19 protein-coding genes are annotated in these 25,062 nt (G+C 69.3%); 13 read left to right on the top strand and 6 right to left on the bottom strand.

The features are described 5' to 3' along the window. Positions 1–118: 118 nt before the first annotated feature. Entirely contained in the window at positions 119–2,935 is a 2,817-nt protein-coding gene (locus tag AC3A5K_RS09230) for a TonB-dependent receptor (RefSeq protein ID WP_487617230.1), read from the bottom strand. A 390-nt stretch (positions 2,936–3,325) separates the two neighbouring features. On the opposite strand from AC3A5K_RS09230, the gene AC3A5K_RS09225 reads away from it, so the two are divergent. The 3 genes from AC3A5K_RS09225 (at position 3,326) to AC3A5K_RS09215 (ending at position 6,893) form a co-directional block, all read left to right on the top strand. Continuing rightward, positions 3,326–4,726, top strand: a complete 1,401-nt coding sequence (locus AC3A5K_RS09225; protein WP_487617229.1) for a purple acid phosphatase family protein — start codon at positions 3,326–3,328, stop codon at positions 4,724–4,726. Between the two features lie 146 nt (positions 4,727–4,872). Beyond that, positions 4,873–6,279 (top strand): purple acid phosphatase family protein, encoded by a 1,407-nt coding sequence (locus AC3A5K_RS09220; protein ID WP_487617228.1) that lies wholly within the window; start codon positions 4,873–4,875, stop codon positions 6,277–6,279. A 23-nt stretch (positions 6,280–6,302) separates the two neighbouring features. Then, a complete protein-coding gene (locus AC3A5K_RS09215) occupies positions 6,303–6,893 on the top strand; it encodes an inorganic diphosphatase (protein ID WP_487617724.1) in 591 nt (196 codons plus the stop codon). A gap of 90 nt (positions 6,894–6,983) precedes the next feature. Here the strand turns inward: AC3A5K_RS09215 and AC3A5K_RS09210 are convergent, their stop codons facing one another. From AC3A5K_RS09210 to AC3A5K_RS09200, 3 genes are all read right to left on the bottom strand, one after another. Next, positions 6,984–7,649 carry a hypothetical protein gene (locus AC3A5K_RS09210; RefSeq protein ID WP_487617227.1) on the bottom strand — a complete coding sequence of 222 codons (666 nt, stop codon included), beginning with the start codon at positions 7,647–7,649 and terminating at the stop codon, positions 6,984–6,986. 112 nt (positions 7,650–7,761) lie between these two features. After that, positions 7,762–9,189 carry an amidohydrolase family protein gene (locus AC3A5K_RS09205; protein WP_487617226.1) on the bottom strand — a complete coding sequence of 476 codons (1,428 nt, stop codon included), beginning with the start codon at positions 9,187–9,189 and terminating at the stop codon, positions 7,762–7,764. Positions 9,190–9,325: 136 nt separating this feature from the next. Then, entirely contained in the window at positions 9,326–10,825 is a 1,500-nt protein-coding gene (locus AC3A5K_RS09200) for an aminotransferase class III-fold pyridoxal phosphate-dependent enzyme (RefSeq protein WP_487617225.1), read from the bottom strand. Between the two features lie 182 nt (positions 10,826–11,007). Between AC3A5K_RS09200 and AC3A5K_RS09195 the strand changes: the two genes are divergently transcribed. From AC3A5K_RS09195 to queA, 3 genes are all read left to right on the top strand, one after another. After that, positions 11,008–11,439, top strand: a complete 432-nt coding sequence (locus AC3A5K_RS09195; protein ID WP_487617224.1) for an Lrp/AsnC family transcriptional regulator — start codon at positions 11,008–11,010, stop codon at positions 11,437–11,439. Between the two features lie 344 nt (positions 11,440–11,783). Then, positions 11,784–12,941 (top strand): YncE family protein, encoded by a 1,158-nt coding sequence (locus AC3A5K_RS09190; protein ID WP_487617223.1) that lies wholly within the window; start codon positions 11,784–11,786, stop codon positions 12,939–12,941. A gap of 92 nt (positions 12,942–13,033) precedes the next feature. Further along, positions 13,034–14,065, top strand: coding sequence for a tRNA preQ1(34) S-adenosylmethionine ribosyltransferase-isomerase QueA (gene queA, locus AC3A5K_RS09185; protein ID WP_487617222.1), 1,032 nt, complete (start codon positions 13,034–13,036; stop codon positions 14,063–14,065). 227 nt (positions 14,066–14,292) lie between these two features. On the opposite strand, the gene AC3A5K_RS09180 is transcribed toward queA, so the two are convergent. Next, positions 14,293–15,294 carry a lysozyme inhibitor LprI family protein gene (locus AC3A5K_RS09180; protein ID WP_487617221.1) on the bottom strand — a complete coding sequence of 334 codons (1,002 nt, stop codon included), beginning with the start codon at positions 15,292–15,294 and terminating at the stop codon, positions 14,293–14,295. Between the two features lie 51 nt (positions 15,295–15,345). On the opposite strand from AC3A5K_RS09180, the gene tgt reads away from it, so the two are divergent. From tgt to secF, 4 genes are all read left to right on the top strand, one after another. Beyond that, positions 15,346–16,482: a tRNA guanosine(34) transglycosylase Tgt gene (gene tgt / locus AC3A5K_RS09175; RefSeq protein WP_487617220.1), complete on the top strand. Its 1,137-nt coding sequence runs from the start codon at positions 15,346–15,348 to the stop codon at positions 16,480–16,482. Positions 16,483–16,613: 131 nt separating this feature from the next. Further along, positions 16,614–16,952, top strand: a complete 339-nt coding sequence (gene yajC / locus AC3A5K_RS09170; protein ID WP_487617219.1) for a preprotein translocase subunit YajC — start codon at positions 16,614–16,616, stop codon at positions 16,950–16,952. Between the two features lie 78 nt (positions 16,953–17,030). Next, a complete protein-coding gene (gene secD / locus AC3A5K_RS09165) occupies positions 17,031–18,914 on the top strand; it encodes a protein translocase subunit SecD (RefSeq protein ID WP_487617218.1) in 1,884 nt (627 codons plus the stop codon). A gap of 14 nt (positions 18,915–18,928) precedes the next feature. Next, on the top strand, positions 18,929–19,894 hold the full coding sequence (gene secF, locus AC3A5K_RS09160; protein WP_487617217.1) for a protein translocase subunit SecF: 966 nt from the start codon (positions 18,929–18,931) through the stop codon (positions 19,892–19,894). A 279-nt stretch (positions 19,895–20,173) separates the two neighbouring features. Here the strand turns inward: secF and AC3A5K_RS09155 are convergent, their stop codons facing one another. Then, positions 20,174–21,004: an inositol monophosphatase family protein gene (locus tag AC3A5K_RS09155; protein WP_487617216.1), complete on the bottom strand. Its 831-nt coding sequence runs from the start codon at positions 21,002–21,004 to the stop codon at positions 20,174–20,176. 87 nt (positions 21,005–21,091) lie between these two features. Between AC3A5K_RS09155 and AC3A5K_RS09150 the strand changes: the two genes are divergently transcribed. From AC3A5K_RS09150 to AC3A5K_RS09140, 3 genes are all read left to right on the top strand, one after another. Further along, a complete protein-coding gene (locus tag AC3A5K_RS09150; RefSeq protein WP_487617215.1) occupies positions 21,092–21,895 on the top strand; it encodes an RNA methyltransferase in 804 nt (267 codons plus the stop codon). Positions 21,896–22,000: 105 nt separating this feature from the next. Further along, positions 22,001–22,900 (top strand): phosphate/phosphite/phosphonate ABC transporter substrate-binding protein, encoded by a 900-nt coding sequence (locus AC3A5K_RS09145; protein ID WP_487617214.1) that lies wholly within the window; start codon positions 22,001–22,003, stop codon positions 22,898–22,900. After that, entirely contained in the window at positions 22,897–25,029 is a 2,133-nt protein-coding gene (locus AC3A5K_RS09140) for a putative bifunctional diguanylate cyclase/phosphodiesterase (protein ID WP_487617213.1), read from the top strand. The genes AC3A5K_RS09145 and AC3A5K_RS09140 overlap by 4 nt, the downstream gene beginning before the upstream one ends. Positions 25,030–25,062 lie beyond the last annotated feature (33 nt).

Here is a 25,062-nt window from a genome sequence, read left to right as displayed (position 1 = left end):
CGCCTAGGATATTCGGCCGCGCGTTGCGTCGCGCGCATGCGCCGAGCCACGGCCGTATCCCGGATACACGAAAGGCCGGCTTTCGCCGGCCTTTCGCGGATGGTGCACCAGGCGTGGATCAGAACTGGTAGCGCACGCCGGCCAGCCACGAGCGGCCGAAGCCTTCCATTTCCAGCACGCGGTTGCGCTGGCCCTGGAAGCGGATCTGCTTCGTGTCCTGGATGTTGTTGACCTCGCCGAACACGCTCCAGCCGGCGCCGAGGGTGTAGCTGGTCGAGAAGTCGAGGCTGGCGCGGTCGTTCCAGTAGACGTTGAGCGCGGGGTTGCTGATGTCGAACGACTGGATGAACTTCGACCGGTAGTTGTAGGCCAGACGCGCGTTGAGGCCGTACATCTCGTAGGTCAGCGCGAAGTTGTAGTTCGTCCGCGAGGTGCCCGGCATTTCGGTCTCGCCCAGATCGAACGGCAGTTCCGCCTTGGACTTGGCATAGGTGTAGTTGGCGTACACGCCCAGACCCGAGAGCGCACCGGGCAGCATGTCGAAGGTCTGCTGCCAGGCCAGTTCCGCGCCGTAGATGCGACCCTTCTCGCCGTTCTCGGCGCGGGTGATCTGGAACACCTGGCCGCCGCCCGCATCCACGTCGCGCGAGGCGACGAACAGCGGATCGTCGATGCGCTTGTAGAACAGCGCGCCGGACAGCAGGCCCAGCGGACGCAGGTAGCGCTCGAACGACAGGTCGAGGTTGTGCGCGAAGGCTTCGCGGACCAGCGGATTGCCCTCGTTGATGCCGATGACGTTGCGGTCGTCCGCTTCGCCGATCACCCGGTAGGGCGCGGTGTGCATGAAGTCCGGGCGATTGATCGCGGTCGAGTACGACGCGCGCAGGATGGCGTCCGGGTTGGCCTCGTAGCGGAAGTGCAGGCTCGGCAGCACGTTGCCGTAGCTGCGGCTGGCGGTCTGCGGCAGGATCTCGCCGGTGTCCTCGTCGAACTGCAGCGCGCTGCCTTCGAGTTCGGTGCGCTCGTAACGCACGCCGGCGATCATCGTCAGCGCATCCCAGGTCGCATCCAGGCGGACATAGCCCGCGTAGACGTCTTCCTCGGCGCGGTAGTCGCCGGTCAGCGAATCGGGGATCAGGCGGACGTGGTTGTCGCTGTCGCGCAGCTGGCCGGCGTACTTGTCGAAGATGTCGCGGCAGAAGCGACGGCCGGTCAGGAAGTAGTCGAAGTTGTTCGACACGCTGTCGCACAGCATGTCCGAGTAGCTGATGCCGAGGCCGGCGAAATCCGATGCGCTGCCGTTGCGGTTGCGCTCGTCGTCGAACATCTTGTCGCGCTGGCGGGCACGCACGCCGAACTTGATGTCACCGGTGTCGCCGACGAACGCCTGCTGGCGGCTCAGGTCCACACGCAGGGCGTCTTCCTGTTCCTCGCCGTACTCGTAGCGGTCGTTGAGGCGACGGAAGCCGTACCAGTTTTCCGGCAGGTTGACGCCGGTGGCCGGCGCGTCGGGACGGCCCAGGATCGTCCAGGTCGGGAAGTCCGGATTGCTGTAGTCGTACTGGAACTGCGGGCGCACGCTGGAGCGGAAGATGTACTGCATGCGCGGGCTGGTGGTCTTGGTGGCCCGGCTCTGCGAGGCCTGCCAGTCGAGCTTCCACATGTCGCCGAGAAAATGTTCACCGGCCAGGTTGTAGGTGCGGATGGACTTGTCGTAGGTGCGCTCGCGCAGTTCCTTGTCGAACGTCGCACGCGCGCGGCCGGTGGTCTCGTCGGAGCCGGCGGCGTAGTTGTCCAGCGCGATCGTCATGTTGTCGCGGAATTCGCGATCGACGAAGTTCGAGTCCGACACCACGAAGTACACCAGGTTGTCGGGGTTGATGCGGTAGTCGAAGCGGCCGGTGATGCCCTTGCGCTCGCGCATGCCCTCGTAATCCTTGATCTGGATCTCGCTCGGCGCGAAGCCGTCGCCGACCGGGGCGTACAGCGTTTCGACGTTGTCGGTGAAGCGGCCCTGCCGGCTGATCGAGCCGGAGATCAGCACGCCGATGTTCTGGTCGGCGCCGAAGCGGTTGCCGACGGTGGCGTTGTAGCGCTGGTTGTCGCCGTCGCCGAGCTGGTACTTGCCGCCGGCGAGCGATGCGCGCAGCGTCAGGCCGTCGCGGTCGAGTGCGCTCTGCGTGCGGATGTTGATGTTGCCGGCGATCGCGTCGCCGTCCATGTCCGGGGTGATCGCCTTGGTGACTTCCAGTGCGGCGATGACGTCGGAGGGAATGGTGTCCAGTTCCACGCCGCGGCTGGCGGCATCCGGGTTGGCCAGCTGCACGCCGTCGATGGTGACGGTGGTGAATTCCTTGGGCGCGCCGCGCACGGTGACGTAGCGGCCTTCGCCCTGGTCGCGCTCGATCGAGACACCGGGGATGCGCTGGGTGGATTCGGCGATGTTGTTGTCCGGGAATTGGCCCAGCAGATCGGCCGAGACCACGTTGACGTAATTGGTGGACGCGCGCTGCTGGTTCAGCGCCATCGCCTGGGCATCGCGGCTGGCGCGCACTTCGACCACGCCCATGTGCTGCAGGCCGTCGGCGCTGTGCAGGGTGATGTCGATCTGCGTACCGCGCGTTTCGCCGAGTTCCACGTCCGACTGGTGCGGCGCGTAGCCGAGGTAATCCACCTGCACCGCGTAACGACCCGGCGCGAGTCCGGCGATGCGGAAGAAGCCTTCGCGGTCGGTGCTGACCTGGCGACCGTCGACGGTGACGATCGCGCCTTCCAGCGAAACGCCGCGCGATGCCTCGCTGACCTTGCCGACGATCGTGTTCGCCATCGCCGCGATCGTGTCGACGGACGAGGTCTGCGAAAGCGCGGGCTGCGCCCAGGCGAGGGCGAGCGTGGCAGCGATCGCGGTGGCGATGACGGTGCGATTGGGTGACATGAAAACTCCGGTGAGTGGATGCGCGTGTCGGGGCATGACGAATGCCGGGTCCGCTGCGTGCGCAGGGCCGTCGTTTCGCGAGTGGATGTGCGTCAGGTCGATGCAGCAGACGCTGCGCCCTGATTCCCGGGGCCGGCATTCTGGGAGGCGTCCATGACAGTTCTGTTGACGTCATGCGCAGCTTTGGTTGCAGCGCGGCGATGCAACATCGCTGCAATCTCGGCTTGCAATCATGTCGTCATCTTTCGACGCGCATGACGGTTCCGGGGCACTGCCGACAGGGCACTGCCGGCGAACCGGAAGCGACCCGCGACGTGCGTACCGGCCGTCGGTGATTCAAACGCGAAGCGCGGCAACGCGATGCGCACATCCAGCCAGGAGAAGCCAGCAATGAGATCCCGTTCGACCGTGTCGCGTGCGCCGCGATTGCTGATGCTCAGCGTGTGCCTGTTCGCCGCGCCCGTGTTCGCGGACAGCTTCGTCAAGACCGAGGTCGAGGCGAATACGCTGGTGCCGGCAGGCGTCATGCATTACGCGCCGACCGTGTTTCCGGACCGCATCGTCGCCACGCCCGCGCAGGATGCGGCGACGGGTTTCGCGGTCTCCTGGCGCACGGCGGCATCGGTCGAGGCGCCGCTGGTGGAGATCGTCGTGGCCGGAGATTCGCCGGATACCGGTCCGCGTCGCCGGATCACCGCGCGCAGCGCGCCGCTCGACAGCGAGAACGGCCTGGCGCATTTCCATCGTGCGGACATCGACGGGCTGCAGCCCGGCACGCTGTACGCCTGGCGGGTGCAGGGCGGCGATACCTGGAGCCCGTGGATGCAGACGCGCACCGCGGCCGCGCCGGATGCGCCGTTGACCCTGCTGTACTTCGGCGACACCCAGAACAAGAACGCCAGCCTGAGCACGCGCGTGCTGCGCGAGGCCCATCGCAACGCGCCCGATGCCACGCTCGCCCTGTTCGCCGGCGATCTGGTCAGCGGCGGCGACGGCGAGGACGACAACGAATGGGGCGAGTGGTTCGATGCGGTCGGCCCGCTCGCGACGATGCTGGTCAATGCGCCGGCACCGGGCAACCACGAATACTGGGAAGAATTCGAAGACACGCCGCAGGAGCGTCGCGTGCTCGGCAACCACTGGTCGCGGACCTTCGCGCTGCCGGACAACGGTGCGCCGGGCGCGGAATCGACGACCTACTGGTTCGACTACCAGGGCGTGCGCGTGGTCGTGCTCGACGGCACCTCGGCGCTCGATCTCGATACCGCCGATGCGCAGGCGGCGTGGCTCGACCGCACGCTCGAGGCAAACCCGCACCGCTGGTCGATCGCGCTGATCCACCAGCCGATGTATTCGCCGCGCCAGGACCGCGACAACGTGGCGCTGCGCGAGCGCGTGCTGCCGGTGCTGGAGCGTCGACGTGTCGATCTGGTGCTGCAGGGGCATGACCACGTCTACGGCCGCCGTCCGGGCGAGGACGCCGCGCGCGCGACGCCGCAGTACGTGGTGTCGGTGACCGGTGCCAAGCAGTACCGGCTGTCCGATGGCGCGCGCCGCGACATGGCGCCGACCGCCGAAGACACCCAGCTGTTCCAGATCATCCGGCTGGAGGGCGACACGCTGCACTACGAATCGCGCACCGCGACCGGCCGTCTGTACGACGCGTTCGAGATCCGCGGCGCGACCCCGGATGCGCGCACGCTGCACGAGATCACCGAAGGCCGCATCGCACCGCGCGACTGCGATCGCACGGCGACGCTGAAGGGACGCGAAGACCGCTGCTGGGAGTGATCGCAGCTCCTCGATGACTGCCGACGCCGTGTGCGATCGGCACATCCCCGCAACCTCCGCCTGCAACGACGGCCGCACCCGGCCGCCGTCTGCAGGTGTGCTATTGCCGATGCGTCCGCATCGGGCCACTGCCTGAAGGAATTCCGATGCGTCTTCGCAACTCTCCGCTCCATGCGCTGTCGATCGCGTTCGCCCTGTGCGCGTTGACCGCGCTGGCCCCGGCCACCGCGCAGGCGCCGCGCGAGGCCGAGCCCAATACCCGTGTGCCGGAGGGCGACCGCGGTCATGCCGCCAGCGCCTATCCCGACCGCATCGCCGCCTCGCCGGCGCAGGATGCGGCGACCGGTTTCGCGGTCGCCTGGCGCACCGATGTCCGCACACGGTCGGCGACGCTGGAAATCACCTTGGCCGACGATTCGCCGGACATCGGCGAGGGGCGCCCGCGCGTGGTCGCCGCGACCACGCGCACGCTGGACACCCGCAACGGGCCGTCCCACCAGCACCGCGCCGACGTGGACGGCCTGACGCCGGACACGCTCTATGCCTGGCGTGTGCAGGGCCACGACACCTGGAGCCCGTGGTTCCAGTTCCGCACGGCCGCTGCGACCGACGCACCGCTGACGCTGCTGTACTTCGGCGACACCCAGAACCAGAACACCTCGCTGGTGACCCGGGTGGTGCGCGAGTCGCGGCGCTGGGCGCCGGACGCGCGTCTGGCCCTGTTCGCAGGCGATCTGGTGTCCGGCGGCGGCGCAGGCATGGGCGCGGACGACGACGAATGGGCCGAGTGGTTCGAAGCTGCAAGCGGCCTGCCGGAAGACATCGCCACGGCTCCGGCGGCTGGCAACCACGAATTCCACAAGCTGCACGAAGGCACGCCGCAGGAACGCCGCGAGCTGTCGCCGCACTGGCCGGTGACCTTCGCGCTGCCCCGGAACGGCGCGCCGGGACACGAAGCCACGACCTACTGGTTCGACTACCAGGGCGTGCGTTTCGTCGTGCTCGACGGCACCGCGATTCTCGACCTCGACGGCGGTCCGGCGCAGGCGCGCTGGCTGGACGAAGTGCTGGCCGACAATCCGCACCGCTGGAGCGTGGTGCAGATCCACCAGCCGCTGTACGCGCTGCGCTTCGACCGCGACTACGCGCCGCTGCGCGAGCATCTGTCGCCGGTGCTGCGCAAGCATCGCGTCGACCTGATGCTGCAGGGCCACGACCACGCCTATGGCCGCCGGCCGCTGGACGCCGGCCAGGACACGCCGCAGCTGCTGGTATCGGTGGTCGGTGCCAAGCAGTACCGCATCGGGCCGCAGGCGCTGTCGACGATGACGCCGATCGCCGAGGACAGCCAGCTGTTCCAGGTGCTGCGTTTCGAAGACGGCGTCATGCGCTACGAATCGCGCACCGCGACCGGACGCCTGCACGACGCTTTCGAACTCCACGACGAGGGCGACAGCAAGCGCCTGGTCGAGGTGATGGACGGGCGCATCGCGCCGCGCCGTTGCCTGCGCGAGGCCTCGCTCAAGGGTCGGGTCGACCGGTGCTGGGAGTGAACCGCATGGCACACGCATTCCTGATGGCGCTGTGTTGTCTGCCGCTGGCGTTCGCGCCCGTGGTCTCGGACGCCCATGATTCGATCCGCCATCCCCTGCGCGTCGCGCAGCCCGATGCAGGAAGCGGCGACGCACTGCTCGCGGTCGAGATTCCCGCCGGCAGCGCGGTGAAGTACGAGATCGATGCCGAAGACGGACTGGTGTACGTCGACCGTTTCCTGTCGATGCCGATGGCGTATCCGGCGAACTACGGATCGATGCCCGGCACGCTGGCCGGCGACGGCGATCCGCTCGATGCGCTGGTGCTGACCCGCGATGCGCTGCTGCCGGGCGTGCTGATCCGCTTCCGTCCGCTGGGCGTGCTGCGCATGCGCGACGGCGGCGAGGCGGACGAGAAGATCGTCGGCGTGCCCACCGACGCCGTCGATCCGGGCTACGCGCACCTGCGCGACATCGCCGATCTTCCGCAGACCGAGCGCGACCGCATTGAAGCCTTCTTCCGCGTCTACAAGGATCTGCCCGTCGGCAGCAAGCGCATCGAGCTGTCGGGCTGGGGCGATGCCGACGAGGCGCGTGCGCTGATCCGCGCGGCGGTCGACGCCGCAGCGCGCTGAGCAAAGTATCGATCTTCGGTCACGCAGCGTCCTGCCGGGCGGCGATCGGTCTGTTGTCCACGTCCCATCGCGCTGCTGCTGTTTGAAGGCTCAGGCGCAATATCGCGACCGCGCCTGCACTGCGTCCTGCAGCAGCGCATGGTCCAGCTCGCTGAGCGACGGCGCCTGGGACAGGCTGTCGATGGTCCGTCGCAGCGCGGGGCAGGGGCTGTCGGTATAGCCGGGTGGCCACAGGCCGACCAGCTGCGAGAACCCGCGCACCACGTCGGCCGGCGTGATCTGACGGCGCATGCGGAACCGCTCCGGCGCGGCATCGGCGCGTGGTGGCGTGCGCGCCCAGGGCAAGGTTTCGGCGATCGCCACGGGCGCTGCGGACGCGCCGAGCAGATTGCCGTAGTCGAGCGCGGTGCCGGGCGCTGCGGCGTGCAGCGGGTCGCCTTCCGACACCCGCGGAGCCTGCGCTGCAGGTTCGGTGGCGACTTGCTGCACACGCGGACGCACAAGCGCGGCACGCGGAGCCGGCGGCGCTGCATCGCGCATGGTGTGGGGTGCAGCGGGCGGCGGCGGATCGGGCGCGTCGACGAACACGAGCCGGGTCACGCCTGCAGGCAGGCGTGCGGCTGTCACGTCATGGCCGACGCGCCACCCCGTCACCCACAGCGTCATCAGGCCCGGTAGCAGCAGCGCGGTGAGCAGGGCGGCGACGCCGTGAGGTTCGGCATCGCGCCACCGGGTTGTCGGGTGCGGTGATCGCATGGGCGTCCTTGCCTGGGATGCCCGCAGGATACCGGCGACGACGCCTGACCCTCCATGCCGTCGCGATACGGCGTGCGTGCGGCGGTTGCAGCGCACGCCGCCCGATGCGCCGTCAGACGCCTGCGGCTTCGGCCTCGGCGCGTGCGGCGTCGAGCGCCGCTTCGAGCGCGGGCCACGCGGCGGCCAGATCGACCGCGGCGCCGTCCTTCCACACCGCCACGACGTTGCGCGTGGCGCGGATGTCGGCCAGTGGATCGCCATCGACCACGACCACGTCGGCACGGGTGCCGGCATCGAGCCGGCCGAGATCCGGTTGGCCGAGGATGCCGGCCGCGACGTCGGTGGCGGACTGCAGCGCCTGCACCGGGGTGAGGCCGGCGCGCACCAGCGCCTCGAGCTCCTGGTGCAGCGCCGGGCCCGGCACGATGTACGGTGCGGCGGGCGCGTCGGAGCCGGCGCCGATCGGCACACCGGAGGCATGCAGGCGCGGCAGCAGGGCATCGAGCAGGCGCTGGTCGGCGCGTGCGCGGGCGTGTGCGGCCGGCGGCTCGAGCACGCCCGCCAGATGCGACCAGTAGCCGTCGAAGTGCGGCGCGATGCGGTCGCCGCCGGGCAGGCCGTCGCGCTCGAGACTGTCGGGCGCCAGGAACTGGGCAGTGTTGCCGGCCGTCGGCACGACGGCGACCGCGCTGTCGGCGAGGTCGGCGACGATCCGATCGATGTGCGCGGCGTCGAGTGTCCCGGCGAAAGGATCGCCGCCGAGCCGTGCGTACGCCAGCGCGGCGCCGCCGATGTGCTCGAGCGTGGTCACGCCCGTCGCAGCCGCCTGGCGTGCGTCGACGTCGGCGCCCGAGAGGCCGCGCGTGACCACCAGTCCGAGGTCGCTCATCACCGGCAGGTCGTGGCGCGCGGCCGCGGCCACGGCCGCGTCGAAGACGTCCGGCGGCAGTTGCTCGTAGAGCTTGATCCAGTCCACGCCATGGTCGGCGAGCGCCGCGATCGCGGTCTCGGCTTCGGCGGCGCTGGTCACCGTCAGCGAAGGCTGTGCGCCGAGCGTGTCGACGTCGAGCGGCCGCGGGCCGTCGGGCGTCATCACGCTGTCGGGTCCGTCGATCAACGGGCCGGCGGCGAAGATCCGCGGCGCACCGGGCGTGCCGCGCAGCTGCGCGATGTTGTCGAGCGTGTTGCCGGCATCGCGGATGGTGGTGACGCCGGCCGGCACGAAGGCGCCGATGAAATGCGGGCGCGCATGCACATGCAGATCGATCAGTCCCGGCAGCAGCAGGGCGTCGCCGTAATCGTGCTGTGCAGTCGCGTCTTCCCAGGTGCAGGCCTCGCGTTCGCCGGCGCAGCGGATGCGTTCGCCGGCGATCACCACGACGCCGCGTTCGATCACCGTGCCCGCGCGCGCATCGAACACCCGGCCGAGCAGCACGGCATCGGCCGGGGAATCCGTTGACGGTGTGGACGGCGCGTTGCCGCAGGCCGAGAGAAGAAGCGCCGCACACGGCAGTGCGAGCAGGGCAGAACGTCGAATCATGGTCACCACGCTGTCGGAAAAGCGCGCGGATCGAGGGCGACGGTGCACGTCTTCCAGGCACGTCCCGCGGCGTGGGCACCGCGTCTGCGCCCGGGCGGACGCAGACCGGTGCCGGCCGCGCGGGGCCGAAACCTTATCAGGCCGCGGCGGCGTCCGTCTGGCGCGGCCCTTCGCGCAGCGCCTTGCCGACCATCGACACCAGCAGTGCGATCTCGTCATCGGCGATGGCGAAATGCGGGGTGAAGCGGAGCGAGTTCGCGCCGCCGTGGATCACGCCCAGGCCCTGTTCGCGCAGCCATTCCTCGGTCGAACCGGCGCCGTAGCACTTGAACTGCGGCGCGAGTTCGCAGGAGAACAGCAGGCCGGTGCCCTGGACCTTGGTGATCAGGCCGCCGAGTTCGGTCTTCAGCGCTTCGAGCGCTTCCACCGACTTGCGCCCCGCATCGCGGATGTTGGCGCGCACCTCGGGCGTGAGCTGCGCCAGCACCGCGCAGGCGACGTCGAGCGCACGCGGGTTGGCGGTCATCGTGTTGCCGTAGACGCCGCTCCTGTAGAGCTGCGCGGCGTGTCCGGTCACCGCGAGCACCGACAGCGGGTACTGGCCGGCGTTGAGCGCCTTGGAATAGGTTTCCATGTCCGGCGCGTCGAGGCCTTCGAAGCCGGGGTAGTCGACCACCGACAGCACGCCGTGGGCACGCAGGCCGGCCTGGATCGAATCGACCAGCAGCAGGCTGTCGTGGGCGCGGGTGAGTTCGCGCGCGGCGGCGTAGAACGCCGGCGGCAGGGCGCGGCCGGGGTCGCCTTCGCCCATCACCGGCTCCAGGAACACGGCTTCGACGAACCAGCCGTTCGCGTCCGCATCGGCGAATGCCTGGCGCAGCGCGTCGGCGTCGTAGGGCGCGATCGTGATCAGCGAATTCTCGTCGCGGAAGCTCGCGAGGTACTTCTTGTAGGTCGCGCGCGAGGAGTCCGAGTACAGCGCCGGACGCTCGGTGCGGCCGTGGAAGCTGCCCTTGACGACGATGCGCTTGATCGTGCGGCCGGCATGGCGGCCACCCGGATCGGTCTGGGTGCGGGTGTTGATGTCGGCGATGCGCGCGGCCAGGCCGACCGATTCGGAACCGGAATTCAGGCACAGGAAGTGGCTGTAGGGACAGCCGCCGTCGCGCGTGTGGCCGATCTCGCGGCGCAGCGCGCGGTCGAGTTTCAGCTGCGACAGGCTCGGCGTCATGATGTTGGCCATCGGCACCGGCTGGGCCATCGCGGCGATCACGTCCTTCGGCGTGTGGCCGAAGCCGAGCATGCCGTAGCCGCCCGAATCGTGGAGCACGGCGCCCTTGAGCGTGATCACCCACGGGCCGCGCGCGGTCAGCGCGACATAGGGATTCACGCCGTCGCTCGGATAGAAATTGACGTAGCCGGCCTGCACGGCGCGCGCCTGCGCGTCCTCGTCGAGGTCGAGCAGGTCGGCGAATTCGGACGCCAGCGCGGCATGCGCCTCGGCGGCGGCGCGGGCGGCCTCGACCAGGTCCGGATGGGTCGCCGAGAAGCGCGTCAGCACATCGTCCGCAAGGCCGGTGGTGCGGCGCTTGCCGCCGTGCGCACGGAGGGGGGCGAGGATTTCGATCACGGACATGGAACACTCCTTGGGACGTCGGGGAGGGCGGGCGCAGCGTCTGGATGGGGCCTCCGGACGGGCCGGTGGCCGCGGCTGCGGGCCGGCGGTGATTCCATTATGTGGACGCTCCTGTCGGCCGGAAGCGACGGAACGCCGAACGCCACGTAGAATTTCGGCGGATCGCCGAACCTGTCGCCGCCATGCCCATCGAGTCTCCCGACGTCCGCCTGCTCACCCTGCTGCGCGAGAACGCACGCCTGTCGACTGCCGAGATCGCGCGGCGGCTGGGCCTGTCGCGCACCACGGTGCAGAGCCGGATCGAGCGGCTGGAACGCGACGAGGTGATCACCGGTTACACCGTGCGGGTGCGCGACGACTTCGAGCAGGGCCACATCCGCGCCCAGATCATGATCACGGTGCGCCCGCGCCAGCTGACCCCGGTGGTGACCGCGCTGCGTGCGATCGACGCGGTGCGCGCGCTGCATTCGGTCAGCGGCCCCTACGACCTGATCGCGCTGGGCGTGGTGCCGACGGTGTCGGACATGGACGCACTGACCGACCGCATCGGCTGCATCGAAGGTGTCGAACGCACGACCTCGGCGATCGTGTTGTCGACCAAGTTCGAACGCTAGCCGCAGCGGGCAGCGCGTGCAGCTGGGAAAAGGCGCGCGTGCGCGCTAGGCTTTAGCGGCTTTCCGCCAGCCACCGGGCGCCCGATGTACCGCATGACGCCATGCGGGCCCCGCGCGTGACCGACGCCAGCCAGGCCGCCATTGCCCCCTCAGGGCCATGCGCGCGCCGTCCGCCGCGCCCGCCCCGGGCGGCCCGTGTCGCTTCTGCTTCCGTATGTCCCGCGTGGCCCGACGCCACGCCACCGGCCATGCGATCTGCGTGAGCGCGGCATGCGGCCGGCCGCCGCAGGTCCGCGGTGGACGCGTCTTCCCCATTCCCTCGCGTCCGTCATCAAGGATCCCGCATGTCATCCACCGCATCGCGCATCGCGCATTCCCTCGCTCCGTCGTTGTCTGCGCCGCTGCTGCGCCGGGCGATCCTCGCCGTCCTGCTGGCGGCCGGCCCCGTTTCGGGCGCCTGGGCTGCCGAACCCGCCGCGCCGCCTGCGCCGCGACTGCCGATTCCGGCCGAGCCCGCCGACAACACCGTGTTCGACGACGGCGTGCTGTACCGCGAGCTGACCCGCGGCCTCTACGAGATCGCGGTCAATCCGCAGGACGGCGCGCTGTACGCGGCGTCGGCGCTGTCGGTGCCCAATGTCAGCGGCGGCGTGGTCTACCGGCTCGACCCCGAGACGCTGGCGCCGGTCGGCGCGCTCCACACCGACCTGCGCAACTTCGCGCTGGCGATGCGTCCCGACGGCAAGCGCCTGTACGCGGCCAACAGCATCGAGCACGCGCTGACCGAGATCGACCTCGAGACGAACACCGTGGTCAACCGCCTGCGCTTCGAGGAACGCGACAGCGACGGCCGCGGCTATGGCCCGCGCCAGGTCATCTACGACGCCAACCACGATGTGCTGTACGTCGGCGCGGTTGGCGACCCGGCGGTGATCTGGGTGGTCGACGCCGCGACGATGCAGCTGCGCCACACCATCCGCGATGCCGGCAAGTGGCTGACCGGCCTGCTGGTGCATCCGAAGTCGGGCGACCTCTACGCCGCCAACGGCAGCGGCGAGATCCTGCGCATCGACACCGGCACGTTCGCGATCACGCACCGCTACAAGCCGGCTGGTGAGCGCGAGGCGCTGCTGCTGAATCTCGCCTACGACCCGGTGCGCAACCTGCTCTACGTCACCGACCATTCCAAGCTGGCGACGACGCTGGTCGTCGATCCGGACACCGGTCGCCAGGTCGGCGAGATCGAGGGCGGCGACTCGATGGGCATCCTGTTCAACGCGAAGCGCCGCGAGCTGTACATCACCCACCGCGAGCAGGGCACGATCAGCGTGGTCGATGCCGACACCCATGCGGTCAAGCGCACGATCCGCGCCGCGCCCAACCCGAACAGCCTGGCGCTGTCGGCCGATGGCGACGTGCTGTACGCGACCATCAAGACGCCGTTCACCAAGACCTACTCGGCCAGCGGCACCGAAAGCGTCGTGCGCATTCCGCTCGACTGAGGCCGTGATCCCGGCCGCCAGCCGCCCTGGTGGCGGCGGGCGGCACCGGGGTTTCATTACACTGTCGGGCCGTTCCGCCGCACCGTCCCGCCGTGAAGAAGTCCGATTTCCATTTCGACCTGCCCGAGGCGCTGATCGCCCAGGCGCCGCTGGCCGAACGCTCCGCGAGTCGCCTGCTGCATGTGCCGCCGGGCGAGGGCGCGTTCGACGATCGCCACGTGCGCGACCTGCCGGATCTGTTGCAGCCCGGCGACCTGCTGGTCTTCAACGACACGCGGGTGATCCCGGCGCGGCTGTTCGGAAACAAGGCCAGCGGCGGACGCGTCGAGATCCTGATCGAGCGGCTGCTGCCCGGCAACGAGGCACGGGCGCAGATCGGGGCGAGCAAATCGCCGAAGCCCGGCGGGCGCATCGTGCTCGATGGCGGCGGCGAAGCCGAGGTGCTGGCGCGCGACGAAGGCTTCTATCACCTGCGCTTCCACGTCGACGACGCGCTGGAGTCCTGGCTGCTCAAGGCCGGGCGCATGCCCTTGCCGCCCTACATCCGCCGCGAGCCGGGGCAGGACGATGCCGAGCGCTACCAGACCGTGTTCGCGCGGGAAGTGGGCGCAGTGGCGGCGCCGACCGCGGGTCTGCATTTCGACGATGCGCTGCTGGAACGGCTGCGCGCGCGCGGCGTCAGCTTCGGCCACGTCACCCTGCATGTCGGCGCAGGCACGTTCCTGCCGATGCGGGTCGAGGACGTGCACGCGCACCGCATGCACAGCGAGTGGCTGAACGTCGGCGCCGACCTGGTCGCGCAGATCCGCCGCACGCGCGAGGCCGGCGGCCGGGTGATCGCCGTCGGCACCACGGTCGTCCGCGCGCTGGAAAGCGCGAGCGTCGACGGCGAGCTGCATCCTTTTGCCGGCGAGACGCAGATCTTCATCTTTCCCGGCTACCGGGTCCGCAGCGTCGATGCGCTGGTGACCAACTTCCATCTGTCCGAATCCACGCTGCTGATGCTGGTCTCGGCCTTTGCCGGCAAGGACCGCGTCTTCGCCGCCTACCGGCACGCGGTGCAGGCCGAATACCGGTTCTTCTCGTACGGCGACGCGATGCTGCTGTGGGGCGAGACCGCCTGAGCGGCGTTGCTGCGCGGAACGGGATGGGTGCGCGTGACGGGTGCGCGCCGCGCGGCTGACTTTTGGGCGGTGATGCCGCATCGATGTGGATGCGTGGGCCGGCACACGCCGATCGTTCGCCCGTACGTCATGCATGTGTCCGGTCGGGTGTTCGCCGGCGGTGGCGTCGCGTTTGCGCGGCGCGCCTCTCCGGCGTCTTGCAGCCGCGCCGGGTGCCTGTCAGCCTTTCAGGGCCCGCCCCTGATCGCCTCCAGTGCAGCGGTGCGTGTGTCCGTCAGCCACGCACGCCAGGCATCGCCGGCGGTATCGGGCCAGCGCGTGGCGGCGAAGGCCACCCAGGCATCGCGGTAGCGCAGCCACGCACGCTGGGTGTCGCGTACGCCGTCGGCGTTCACGGTGCCGAACAGGTCGTAGCCCTGCAGCAGGGGACGTGCCTGCAGTTCGGCGCGAACTTCGCGGTACGTGGTGTTGAGGGCCCGGTCCAGCGGCGCCAGCGAGGCGGCAGTCTGCGTCGGACGCTCGCCGCGCTCGAAGCGCTGGACGGTGTCCAGCAGTTCCATTTCCAGGGTTTCACGAGCCTCGATGGCGAAGGCGCCGCGCGAGGTGCCGCTGAGGTCGATCTCTTCGCTGCCGACGCGTCCGAAGTAGCCGTCGGCGGCAGTGCGCAGTGTCTGCCAGGCGTTGCGCTGTACCGGCGTCCAGTCCGACTGCAGCGTCTGCCACTGCCGGTCGCGCACGACACGCGCGAACCCCGCGTTGCGGCCGGTGCAGAATCCCGCCATCGCACTGCTGGTGACGTCGTCGCAGATATCGAGCCAGCCCTCGGTATTGCCGTCGGTGATGCCCTGGATGCGCGCCAGCCGGCCGCGCAGTTCGGCCGGCGCGCCGCCGTATTCGCAGGCGAAGCGGCGGGCGAGGGCGGGGTCGCGGGCGACGCCATCGCCATTGGCGTACAGCATCATCAGCAGGCCGCTGCCGCCGAAGGTCCTGTGCAGATCCTCGGCGCGTTCGCGGTAGGCGCAGTGCCGGGCGGCGACGACATCGCCACCGGTGCCATCGGCGCCGGCATACAGCCGCTGGGCGTCGCAGTCCGCGGGGGCCGTGCCGGTGTCGGCGGCCGGTACCGGTACCTGCTGCGCGGCCGCGCAGACCGCGACCTGCGCATCGCGCGCCTGCACGCTGCCGAACACCATGACCAGCGCCAGGGGCCACCACCGAACTGCCTGCATCCATGCGTCTCGCCGCAGCGGGACGTGCGGGCGGTCGGTCATACTATCCGAATGTCCAGAATGTCCTTCGCGCTGCTCGGCAGCGACGGCGCAGCGCGCCGCGGCCGCATCACCTTCCCGCGCGGCACCATCGAAACCCCGGCCTTCATGCCGGTCGGCACCTACGGCACCGTCAAGGGCGTGCTGCCGGAGCAGGTGCGCGCGCTGGGCGCCGAGATCATCCTGGGCAACACCTTCCATCTGTATCTGCGGCCGGGCCTCGAAGTCATCGAAGCGCACGGCGGCCTGCACGGCTTCGCGCGCTGGGACAAGCCGATCCTCACCGATTCCGGCGGTTTCCAGGTCTTCTCGCTGGCGCACAAACGCAAGATCACCGAGGAAGGCGTCACGTTCGCCGCGCCCACCGATGGCGCCAAGGTGTTCCTCGGCCCCGAGGAGAGCATGCGCATCCAGAAGGTGCTCGACTCGGACATCGTGATGATCTTCGACGAGTGCCCGCCGGTGCAGATCGACGGCAAGCCGGTCGACAAGCGCGTGATCGAGCGCTCGATGGAACTGTCGCTGCGCTGGGCCGGGCGTTCGAAGCGTGCCCACGAAGGCAATGACGCCGCGCTGTTCGGCATCGTGCAGGGCGGCGTGCACCAGGATCTGCGGACGCGCTCGTCCGACGGCCTCAAGGACATCGGCTTCGACGGCTACGCGATCGGCGGCCTGGCGGTCGGCGAGACCGAGGACGAGCGCAACGCGATGCTCGACCACACCGCGCCGCAGCTGCCGGAAGACCGTCCGCGGTACCTGATGGGCGTGGGCCGGCCGGAGGATCTGGTCGAGGCGGTCGCGCGCGGCGTCGACATGTTCGACTGCGTGATGCCCACCCGCAACGCGCGCAACGGGCACTTCTTCACCTCGACCGGCGTGATCCGCATCCGCAACGCGAAGTTCGAGAAGGACCTGCGGCCGATCGAGGAAGGCTGCGGCTGCGAGGCCTGCAGCGGCGGCTTCACCCGCGCCTATCTGCGGCATCTCGACCGCTGCGGCGAGATGCTGGGCCCGATGCTCGGCACCCTGCACAACCTCTGGTACTACCAGAAGCTGATGGCCGACATGCGCGACGCGATCGCCTCGGGAACCTTTTCGGCGTTCCGCGAGTCCTTCTATGCGGCGCGGCAGGGGACCGACGCGCCCTGACCCGTTGGCCGGCCGCGTCCCCGCGGTCCGGTCCCGCCTGATCGCCGCCACCCCCTCCCGGCCGGCCAACCCTGTGCCGGGGCCGGGTCGTGGCATAATCGCCCGCTGTTTTTCGCCTGACGGATGCTCCGATGAACCTGCTGGACCTTGTGATCGCTCCCGCCCACGCCGCCGCTGGCGCGCCTGCCGGCCCGAGCCTGCTGTCGACGCTGGCCTTCCCGATCATCCTGATCGCGATCATGTACTTCCTGATGATCCGTCCGCAGATGAAGCGCACCAAGGAACACCGCGCGATGCTGGAGAAGCTGTCGGTCGGCGACGAAGTCATCACCAACGGCGGCATCGCCGGCGTGGTGCGCAACATCGGCGACAGCTTCCTGACGATCGAAGTCGCCGAGCGCGTCGAGATCCGCGTGCAGAAGGGCGCGGTCGGCAACGTGCTGCCCAAGGGCACGCTGAAGTCCGCCTGATCCACATCGCAGATCGTCTGATCTCCGGTTCCGTCATCTCTCCAGGCGCCGCCCGCGTGCGGCGTCCGAGGCAAGGCAATGCTTGAATTCCCGCGCTGGAAATACGTCCTGATCCTGCTGGTCCTGGTACTGGCCGCGCTGTACGCGCTGCCCAATGCCTACCAGAAGAATCCGTCGGTGCAGATCACCCCGAGCACCAGCGAGGCGCGGATCGATGCCGCGCTGCGCCAGCAGGTGGACGGGCTGCTGACCGAGGCGGGCGTCACGCCCATCGGCACCGAGATCGACGAGGACCACCTGCTGATCCGCCTGAGCGATTCGGACGCGCAGACCCGCGCCTCCGACGTGCTGCGCGGTGTGCTGGGCGAGAACTACTCGGTCGCACTGAATCTCGCCTCGACCGTGCCGGACTGGCTGTCGAACCTGGGCGCCAACCCGATGTCGCTGGGTCTGGACCTGCAGGGTGGCGTGCACTTCGTGATGCAGGTCGACCAGGCCGCCGCACTGCAGACGCGCGTGGAAGGCTACGCCGACGGCATCCGCACGGTGCTGCGCGATGCGCGCGTCGGCTATTCCAGCGTCGAGCGCCGCGCCGACAACACCATCGGCGTGGTTCTGGTCGAGGGCGCGGACGTGAACCGCGCGCGCACCGAGATCGCCACCAGCCTGGCCAGCGCTGCCGGCCAGACGATGGGCGGCAGCGCGCCGCAGATCACCACCGACGGCAACCGGCTGACGGTGCGCCTGTCGCAGGGCGAGATCGCGCGCATCGCCACCGATGCGGTGGAGCAGAACCGCACGGTGATCTCGAACCGCATCAACTCGATCGGCGTGTCCGAACCCGTGCTGCAGCGCCAGGGCGATGACCGCCTGGTCATCCAGCTGCCCGGTCTGCAGGACACCGCCGAGGCCAAGCGCCTGATCGGCGCCACCGCGACGCTGGAATTCCGCGCCGTCACCGGCGACGAGAACCAGGCCGCGGCCGCGGTCTCGTCGGGCAACATTCCGGCCGATTCGCGCATCTACTACAACGAGACGGGCGCGCCGCTGCTGCTGTCGCGCCGCATCCTGGTGTCGGGCGACCAGCTGATCAACGCCAATCCGCAGACCGATGCGCAGACCGGTATGCCGTCGGTGGGCATCACGCTCAACAGCGCCGGCGGCAAGCGCATGCTCGACCACACGCTGCAGAACGTGGGCCAGCGCCTCGGCATCGTGTATGTCGAACGTATTCCCACCGTGCGCATCGTCGACGGCGAGGAAGTGCGCTCAGCGCGTTCGGTCGAGCGCGTGATCAGCTCGTCGACGATCCGCGGCGTGTTCGGTCGCGAGTTCCAGACCACCGGCCTGAGCCGCGATGAAGCCAACGACCTGGCCCGCCAGCTCAAGGCCGGCGCACTCGCCGCGCCGATGGACTTCGTCGAAGAGCGCGTCGTCGGCCCGAGCCTCGGCGCCGAGAACGTGGAGCGCGGCATCACTGCGGTGCTCTACGCCTTCGTGTTCACCCTGATCTTCTTCATGTTCTATTACCGCATGTTCGGCATCGTCACCTGCCTGGCGCTGGTGCTGAACCTGCTGATCGTGATCGCGGTGATGTCGCTGTTCGGCGCCACCATGTCGCTGCCCGGCTTCGCCGGTCTGGCGTTGTCGATCGGCCTGTCGGTCGACGCCAACGTGCTGATCAACGAACGTATCCGCGAGGAACTCAGGGCCGGCATGCCGCCCAAGGCGGCGATCGTGACCGGCTACGAGAAGGCCTCGGACACGATTCTCGACTCCAACCTCACCGGCATCATCGCGGGCGTTGCGCTCTACGCCTTCGGAACCGGTCCGCTGCAGGGCTTCGCGGTCACGCTGGTGATCGGCATCGTCGCGTCGATGTTCACGGCGATCGTGGTCTCGCGCGCGCTGGTGACGTTGATCTACGCGCCGCGCAAGAAGCTCAAGTCCCTGGCGATCTGACGGGAGTATCCGACATGAAAATTTTCCCGTTGACCCTGGTTCCGGCGAACACCCGCATCGATTTCATGCGGTTCCGCCACATCTTCGTCGCGTTCGCGGCCATCGTCTTCATCGCGGCGCTCGCCGTGATCGGACTGAAGGGCTTCAACTTCGCGCTCGACTTCACCGGCGGCACCGCGGTGAACGTGCGCTTCGAGCAGCCCGTCAGCGTCGACGAGGTGCGTGACCGCCTGCAGGCGGCCGAGATCGAGAACGCGCAGGTGCAGACCTTCGGCAGCGGCAACGACCTGCTGATCCGGGTCCGCGCCGCCGAGGACATCGCGCACATCGAAGACAACACCGAACTCGCGCAGCACGTGCTCGAGGCGGCGTCGAGCGCCGAGAACCCCGGCCAGATCCTGAGCACCGAGTCGATCGGTTCCCAGGTCTCGGGCGACCTGCGCAAGAACGCCATCTACGCGGCGATCTTCGTGCTGGTGGGCTTCCTGCTGTACATCAGCTTCCGCTTCGAATGGAAGTTCGCGGTGGTCGCCAGCGTGACCACGCTGTTCGACGTGCTGGTGGTCGCCGGTCTGTTCGCCCTGACCGGGCGCGAGTTCGATCTGACCGTGCTCGCGGGCCTGTTGTCGGTCATGGGCTTCTCGATCAACGACACCATTGTGGTCTTCGACCGCGTCCGCGAGAACTTCCGCGGCATGCGCGCCGACCCGCTGGAGGTGTTCAACAAGTCGATCAACCAGACGCTGTCGCGCACGATCATCACCTCGCTGGTGTTCTTCCTGTCGGTGCTGGCGCTGTTCCTCTACGGCGGCGGTTCGCTCGAAGGCCTGGCGCTCACCCAGATGATGGGCGCGGTGGTCGCTACGCTGTCGTCGGTGCTGATCGCCTGTCCGCTGCTGACCTACGGCCTGCTGCGCGTGACCAAGCAGGACCTGCTGCCGAAGGCCCGCGACGAGGAAGCCCTGGCGCGTCGTCCCTGACGGTCGCCACCACGCGGCCCGCACCGGGTGCGGGCCGCGTCGAAGCTGCATGCAGAAGAGCCGCGCCCAGCGCGGCTTTTCTGCGTTCGGGGGAGGCGCGCCGGCCAGACGAAGCACGCCGGACGACGCGTGGCGCGGGCAGGGTGTTCGCCACGACTGCTCGCCGTCATCGTCGAATGCGCTTGGCCGGCAGCTCCGCGGGCAAATCTCAAGCGCCACAACGCAGAAGGCCGCGCGTGCGCGCGGCCTTCTGCCTGAGCGGATGCATCGACGTGGGACTTACTGGAATTCCTTCACGTAGCCCGAGTCGACCAGCGTCTTCTGCAGCGGTTCGATCAGGCGCACGTTGGCGGCGACGATCTGGCGGCCACCCGCCGGTGCGACGTTCATCGGCCCGGTCGAGGCGCCCTTGAAATCGCTGATGCGGCCACCGGCCTCGCGCACCAGCAGCACGCCAGCCGCGATGTCCCAGGGATGCACGCCCGCTTCGAAATACCCGTCGCTGCGACCGGCAGCCACATAGGCCAGATCGAGCGCGGCCGAGCCGCCCCGGCGCACGTCCTCGGCGGATTCGAGCAGCGCCTCGACGGCGCGCAGCTGCGCGCCTGCGCGCTTGCGCTCACGCGGCGCAAAGCCGGTGCCGATGATCGCGCCCGGCAGTTCCCGGCGGTCGGCCACGCGGATGCGACGCTCGTTGAGCTGCGCGCCGCTGCCGCGCGAGGCGGTGAAGAGTTCATTGCGCAGGGGATCGAAGATCACGCCATGCAGCGGATCGCCGCCCTCGACCAGCGCGATCGAGACGCACCAGTGAGGGAAGCCACGCAGATAGTTGCTGGTGCCGTCGAGCGGATCGATGACCCAGGTGTAACGGGAGCCACCGCCGCGACCGGGCTTGGCGCCGCCTTCCTCGCCGAGCACGGCGTACTCGGGATAGGCGCGACGCAGTTCCTTCACGATCGCCTCTTCGGCCAGGCCGTCGACTTCGCTGGCGTAGTCGTGGCGTTCCTTCTCGACGACGTTGAGCGCATCGAGGCGGTGCATGTGACGCAGCAGGACGTTACCGCCGGCGCGCGCCGCCTTGATCATGATGTTGACAGCAGGTTGATGCATCGCGGAAGGCTCCGGGCGCGGACGGCGTTCGAGGGGACAAAGAGCGGTGCCGGCTCAAGGCCGGTCGCGCAGTTTACCATTCGCACCATGCAAGCGCCCCTGAACCCCGAGCCCGCGGCAGCGACCGCCGATATCGCCGACCTCGCGTCGCGCATCCGCATCGTGCTGGTGGGTACCCAGCATCCCGGCAACATCGGCTCGGCCGCACGCGCGATCAAGACGATGGGGCTGCACCGGCTGGTGCTGGTGGCGCCGCAGAAGTTTCCGCACAACGAGGCCGACATGATGGCCGCCGGCGCCGACGACGTGCTGGCGGCGGCGGTCGAGGTGGAGACGCTGGCCGAGGCCGTCGCCGACTGCAGGCTGGTGCTGGGTTGCACCGCGCGCAGTCGCCGCGTGCAGCTGCGCGAACTCCGGCCGCGTGCGGCAGCGGTGTCGGCGCACGCCGAAGCCCTGGCCGGTGGCGAGGTCGCGCTGGTGTTCGGGCGCGAGCGCACCGGACTCGAGAACGCGGAACTGCAGCTGTGCCACGCCGCAGTGCATATTCCGGCCAATCCGGACTACAGCTCGCTCAATCTGGCGGCCGCGGTGCAGGTGCTGTCCTACGAGCTGCGCATGGCGATGCTCGGCGAGGCGGGCGATGCCCCGGTGGCGACGGCGGTCAATCCCGATGCGGCGCCGCATGCGGAACTGGAAGGCTTCTTCGCCCAGCTCGGCGAGACGCTCGACGCCATCGATTTCCACAAGGGCCGCACGCCGGATTCGGCGATGCGCAAGCTGCGGCGGATGTTCGTGCGCACCGGTCTGGACAGCCACGAGATCCGGCTGCTGCGCGGGGTGCTGGCCGATGCCCAGCGCATGGCCCGCCTGGCCGGGCAGGACCGCAGCTGAGCCTCCACGGCGGCCTGTCGCCGCACCCGCCTTTGGGCTAGGCTCGTGGCTGACCCGGATGGCGGATACGCCTTGACTCTCCGCACCGTTTGCAGATGGCTGTCCATGGGGGTGCTGGCGGTCGCGCTTGTCGCGCCGGCGTCACCGGCCCGATCGGAAACCCCGTCCCACGTGCTCGTGCTGGGACGCATCAGCGACGATCCCAAGGCCCATTACGAACAGCTGCGTCCGCTGCTCGACTACGTGGTCGCGCGGATGGGCGATGTCGGCATCACCGAGGGCCGCGTGCTGATGGCGCGCGATACCCAGCAGATGCAGAGCTACATGCGGCGCGGGCGCGTCGACTGGGTGACCGAGACCGCCAGCAGCGCGATGCTGCTCGAAGCGCGCGCCGGCGCCCGGCCGTTGCTGCTGACCGAGCGCAACGGCGTCAGCCGCTACCGCACCGTCTACTTCGCGCGACGCGACAGCGGCATCGCCTCGATCGACGACCTGCGCGGGCGCAGCATCGCGTTCCAGAACCGGCAGTCGGCCAGCGCCTATTTCGTGCCGGCGGCCGAAATCCTGGATCACGGCCTGACCCTGGAAATCCTGCTGTCGCCGCAGGACGAGCCCGAGCCGGGTTCGGTCGGCTACCTGTTCGCGCGTTCCGAATTCAACACCTCGTCGTGGGTGCACAAGCGCCTGGTCGACGTGGGCGCGTTGAGCAACATCGACTGGGACGATCCACGCCGCGTGCCGGATGCGTTCAAGCGCGACATCGCGATCTTCGCCGAGAGCGGCACCTTCCCGCGCGCACTGGAACTCGTGCGCGCGTCGCTGCCGCCGGCTGTGGCCGGACGCCTGCGCGAAGTGCTGCTGGAGGCCAGCAACGATCCCGCCGCGGCGGATGCGTTGCGCCAGTTCTTCCGCACGACCGCGTTCCTGCCGATCGATGCCCGCACGCGCGCCGAACTCGACACGTTGCGCAGCGGCGCGCTGCGCGTCAATGCGGAGGTCGAATGAAGCTGCGCAGTGGGCTGCAGGCGAGCTTCGTCGCCATGGCGGCGGGCGCGCTGCTGACCGCGCTGGTCGCGGTCGGCCTGGTGCTGCACCAGCAGGAACGCACCCAGGCCGAGATCCTGACGCTGAGTCAGCGGTCGATGCACGGACTCGCCTCGCAGCGCCTGCTGGGTCGGGGCGAGGCGATCTCGATCCAGCTCGCCGATGCCCTGGTCAATCCGCTGTACTACTTCGACCTCGACGCCATCGGCAGCGCCGTCGGCAACGTGCTGCGCCAGCCCGATGTCGCCTACGTCATCGTCTACGACACCGACGGCAACATCGTTCACGACGGCAGCCACGAGATCGATGCCTACGGTCGGCGCATGGAAGGGCCGTTCGCGCAGGAAGCGATCGCGGCCGAGGGCCAGCACGTGCAGAACGACGGCCGCCAGGTCGACGTCTCGATGCCGATCCGCATGGGCGACCAGCGCCTGGGCGGCGTGCGCATCGGGTATTCGCTGGAATCGGCGATGGTGGACGAAACCGCGATGGTGTCGTCGATGCGCGGGCATCTGGACCGCATCGCCCAGCGCGACCTGTGGACCATCGGCATCCTGCTGCTGGTGCTGGTGGCGATGGGGGCGCTGGTCGCGTTCGCGCTGCAGCGCCGTCTGGTGCGGCCGGTGCGCGAACTCGCCCGGGCCGCGCAGCAGATCGAGGCCGGCAACTACACCGCCCAGCTGCAGACCGACAACCGCCCCGACGAGATCGGCGAACTGGTCCGCGCCTTCGACCGCATGCGCGACAGCATCGCGCGCCATGACCGTGACATCCGGCGCATGGCGTACACCGATGCCCTGACCGGACTGGCGAACCGGTTGGCCCTGCGCGAATCGCTCGACCAGCGGCTGCTGGCGATGCAGGGCACGCCGGGACGGCTGGCCCTGCTGTTCGCCGACGTCGACGATTTCAAGCGCGTCAACGACACCCTGGGTCATGACGCCGGCGATGCGGCGCTGATGCAGTTCACCGCGCGCATCGGCGATGCGGTCGACGCGCATGGTCTGTCCGATGCGCTGCTCGCGCGCTTCGGCGGCGACGAATTCGTCGTGCTGCTGCAGCTCCCCGAGGGCAGCGCCGCGGACATGCGCGCGACGGCCGGCGCACTGGCCGCGCGCCTGGTGGAAGAAGTGTCGCGTCCGATCGACATCGAGGGGCGTCAGGTCTTCCTCGGCATCTCCATCGGCATCACGCTGTGCCCGGACGATGCGGTGTCGGCCGGCATGCTGCTCAAGAACGGCGACATCGCGATGTACCAGGCCAAGCTTGCCGGCAAGAACGGCTACAGCTTCTACAGCCTGGCGGCCGACCAGGCGGTGGAGCGCCGCGTGCACCTAGAGCACGAGTTGCGCGGCGCGTGGGCGCGCGGCGAACTCAACCTGGTCTACCAGCCGGTCATCCGCATGGAGGACAGCGCGCTGGTCGGCGTCGAGGCGCTGCTGCGCTGGCAGCATCCCGAACTCGGCGCGATCGCGCCGCCGGTGTTCATCGACATCGCCGAGCAGAGCGGACTGATCGACACCATCGGCCCGCTGGTGCTGGAGGCGGCCTGTCGCCAGGCGCGGGCCTGGCAGCGCAGCCGGCCCCTGGCCGCGGACCTGTTCGTCGCCGTCAACGTGTCGCCGCGGCAGCTGCGTGGCGGGCATTTTTCGGGCGAGGTCGAAGCGGCGCTGGCGGCGTCGGGACTCGACGCCCGGCATCTGCATCTCGAGCTGACCGAGACCGCCGTCATCGGCGACGAGGTGCGTGTGGGGCAGCTGCTCGGCGCCTTGCGCCAGCTCGGCGTCAAGGTGTGGCTGGACGATTTCGGCACCGGTTTTTCCGGGCTCAGCCACTTGCGCCGGGTGCCGGTCGACGGGGTCAAGATCGACCGCAGCTTCGTCGCCGACGTGCTGCGCGATCCCGACGATCTGGCGCTGACCACGGCGATCATTTCGATGGCCCACTCGATCGGCATCATCGTGGTGGCCGAGGGCGTGGAGAAGGAAGGCCAGTTCGACATCTTGCGCCAGCGCGGCTGCGATCTGGGACAGGGCTTCTGGCTCGGCCATCCGCTGCCGCCACGGGAGTTTGAGGCGCTGCTGATGTGAGGGGTGTGCCGGGCGACCTGCGACCGCGTCGAT

It is taken from the genome of Luteimonas sp. Soil_C_5 (assembly GCF_057656615.1).
This window is presented reverse-complemented; position numbering and strand designations above follow the sequence as displayed.

Excerpts from the sequence above, each read along its gene's own strand:
- AC3A5K_RS09230 (WP_487617230.1), bottom strand. The coding sequence starts at position 2,935 with ATGTCACCCAATCGCACCGTCATCGCCACCGCGATCGCTGCCACGCTC.
- AC3A5K_RS09225 (WP_487617229.1), top strand. The coding sequence starts at position 3,326 with ATGAGATCCCGTTCGACCGTGTCGCGTGCGCCGCGATTGCTGATGCTC.
- AC3A5K_RS09220 (WP_487617228.1), top strand. The coding sequence starts at position 4,873 with ATGCGTCTTCGCAACTCTCCGCTCCATGCGCTGTCGATCGCGTTCGCC.
- AC3A5K_RS09215 (WP_487617724.1), top strand. The coding sequence starts at position 6,303 with ATGGCGCTGTGTTGTCTGCCGCTGGCGTTCGCGCCCGTGGTCTCGGAC.
- AC3A5K_RS09210 (WP_487617227.1), bottom strand. The coding sequence starts at position 7,649 with ATGCGATCACCGCACCCGACAACCCGGTGGCGCGATGCCGAACCTCAC.
- AC3A5K_RS09205 (WP_487617226.1), bottom strand. The coding sequence starts at position 9,189 with ATGATTCGACGTTCTGCCCTGCTCGCACTGCCGTGTGCGGCGCTTCTT.
- AC3A5K_RS09200 (WP_487617225.1), bottom strand. The coding sequence starts at position 10,825 with ATGTCCGTGATCGAAATCCTCGCCCCCCTCCGTGCGCACGGCGGCAAG.
- AC3A5K_RS09195 (WP_487617224.1), top strand. The coding sequence starts at position 11,008 with ATGCCCATCGAGTCTCCCGACGTCCGCCTGCTCACCCTGCTGCGCGAG.
- AC3A5K_RS09190 (WP_487617223.1), top strand. The coding sequence starts at position 11,784 with ATGTCATCCACCGCATCGCGCATCGCGCATTCCCTCGCTCCGTCGTTG.
- AC3A5K_RS09180 (WP_487617221.1), bottom strand. The coding sequence starts at position 15,294 with ATGCAGGCAGTTCGGTGGTGGCCCCTGGCGCTGGTCATGGTGTTCGGC.
- tgt (WP_487617220.1), top strand. The coding sequence starts at position 15,346 with ATGTCCAGAATGTCCTTCGCGCTGCTCGGCAGCGACGGCGCAGCGCGC.
- yajC (WP_487617219.1), top strand. The coding sequence starts at position 16,614 with ATGAACCTGCTGGACCTTGTGATCGCTCCCGCCCACGCCGCCGCTGGC.
- secD (WP_487617218.1), top strand. The coding sequence starts at position 17,031 with ATGCTTGAATTCCCGCGCTGGAAATACGTCCTGATCCTGCTGGTCCTG.
- secF (WP_487617217.1), top strand. The coding sequence starts at position 18,929 with ATGAAAATTTTCCCGTTGACCCTGGTTCCGGCGAACACCCGCATCGAT.
- AC3A5K_RS09155 (WP_487617216.1), bottom strand. The coding sequence starts at position 21,004 with ATGCATCAACCTGCTGTCAACATCATGATCAAGGCGGCGCGCGCCGGC.
- AC3A5K_RS09150 (WP_487617215.1), top strand. The coding sequence starts at position 21,092 with ATGCAAGCGCCCCTGAACCCCGAGCCCGCGGCAGCGACCGCCGATATC.
- AC3A5K_RS09145 (WP_487617214.1), top strand. The coding sequence starts at position 22,001 with ATGGGGGTGCTGGCGGTCGCGCTTGTCGCGCCGGCGTCACCGGCCCGA.
- AC3A5K_RS09140 (WP_487617213.1), top strand. The coding sequence starts at position 22,897 with ATGAAGCTGCGCAGTGGGCTGCAGGCGAGCTTCGTCGCCATGGCGGCG.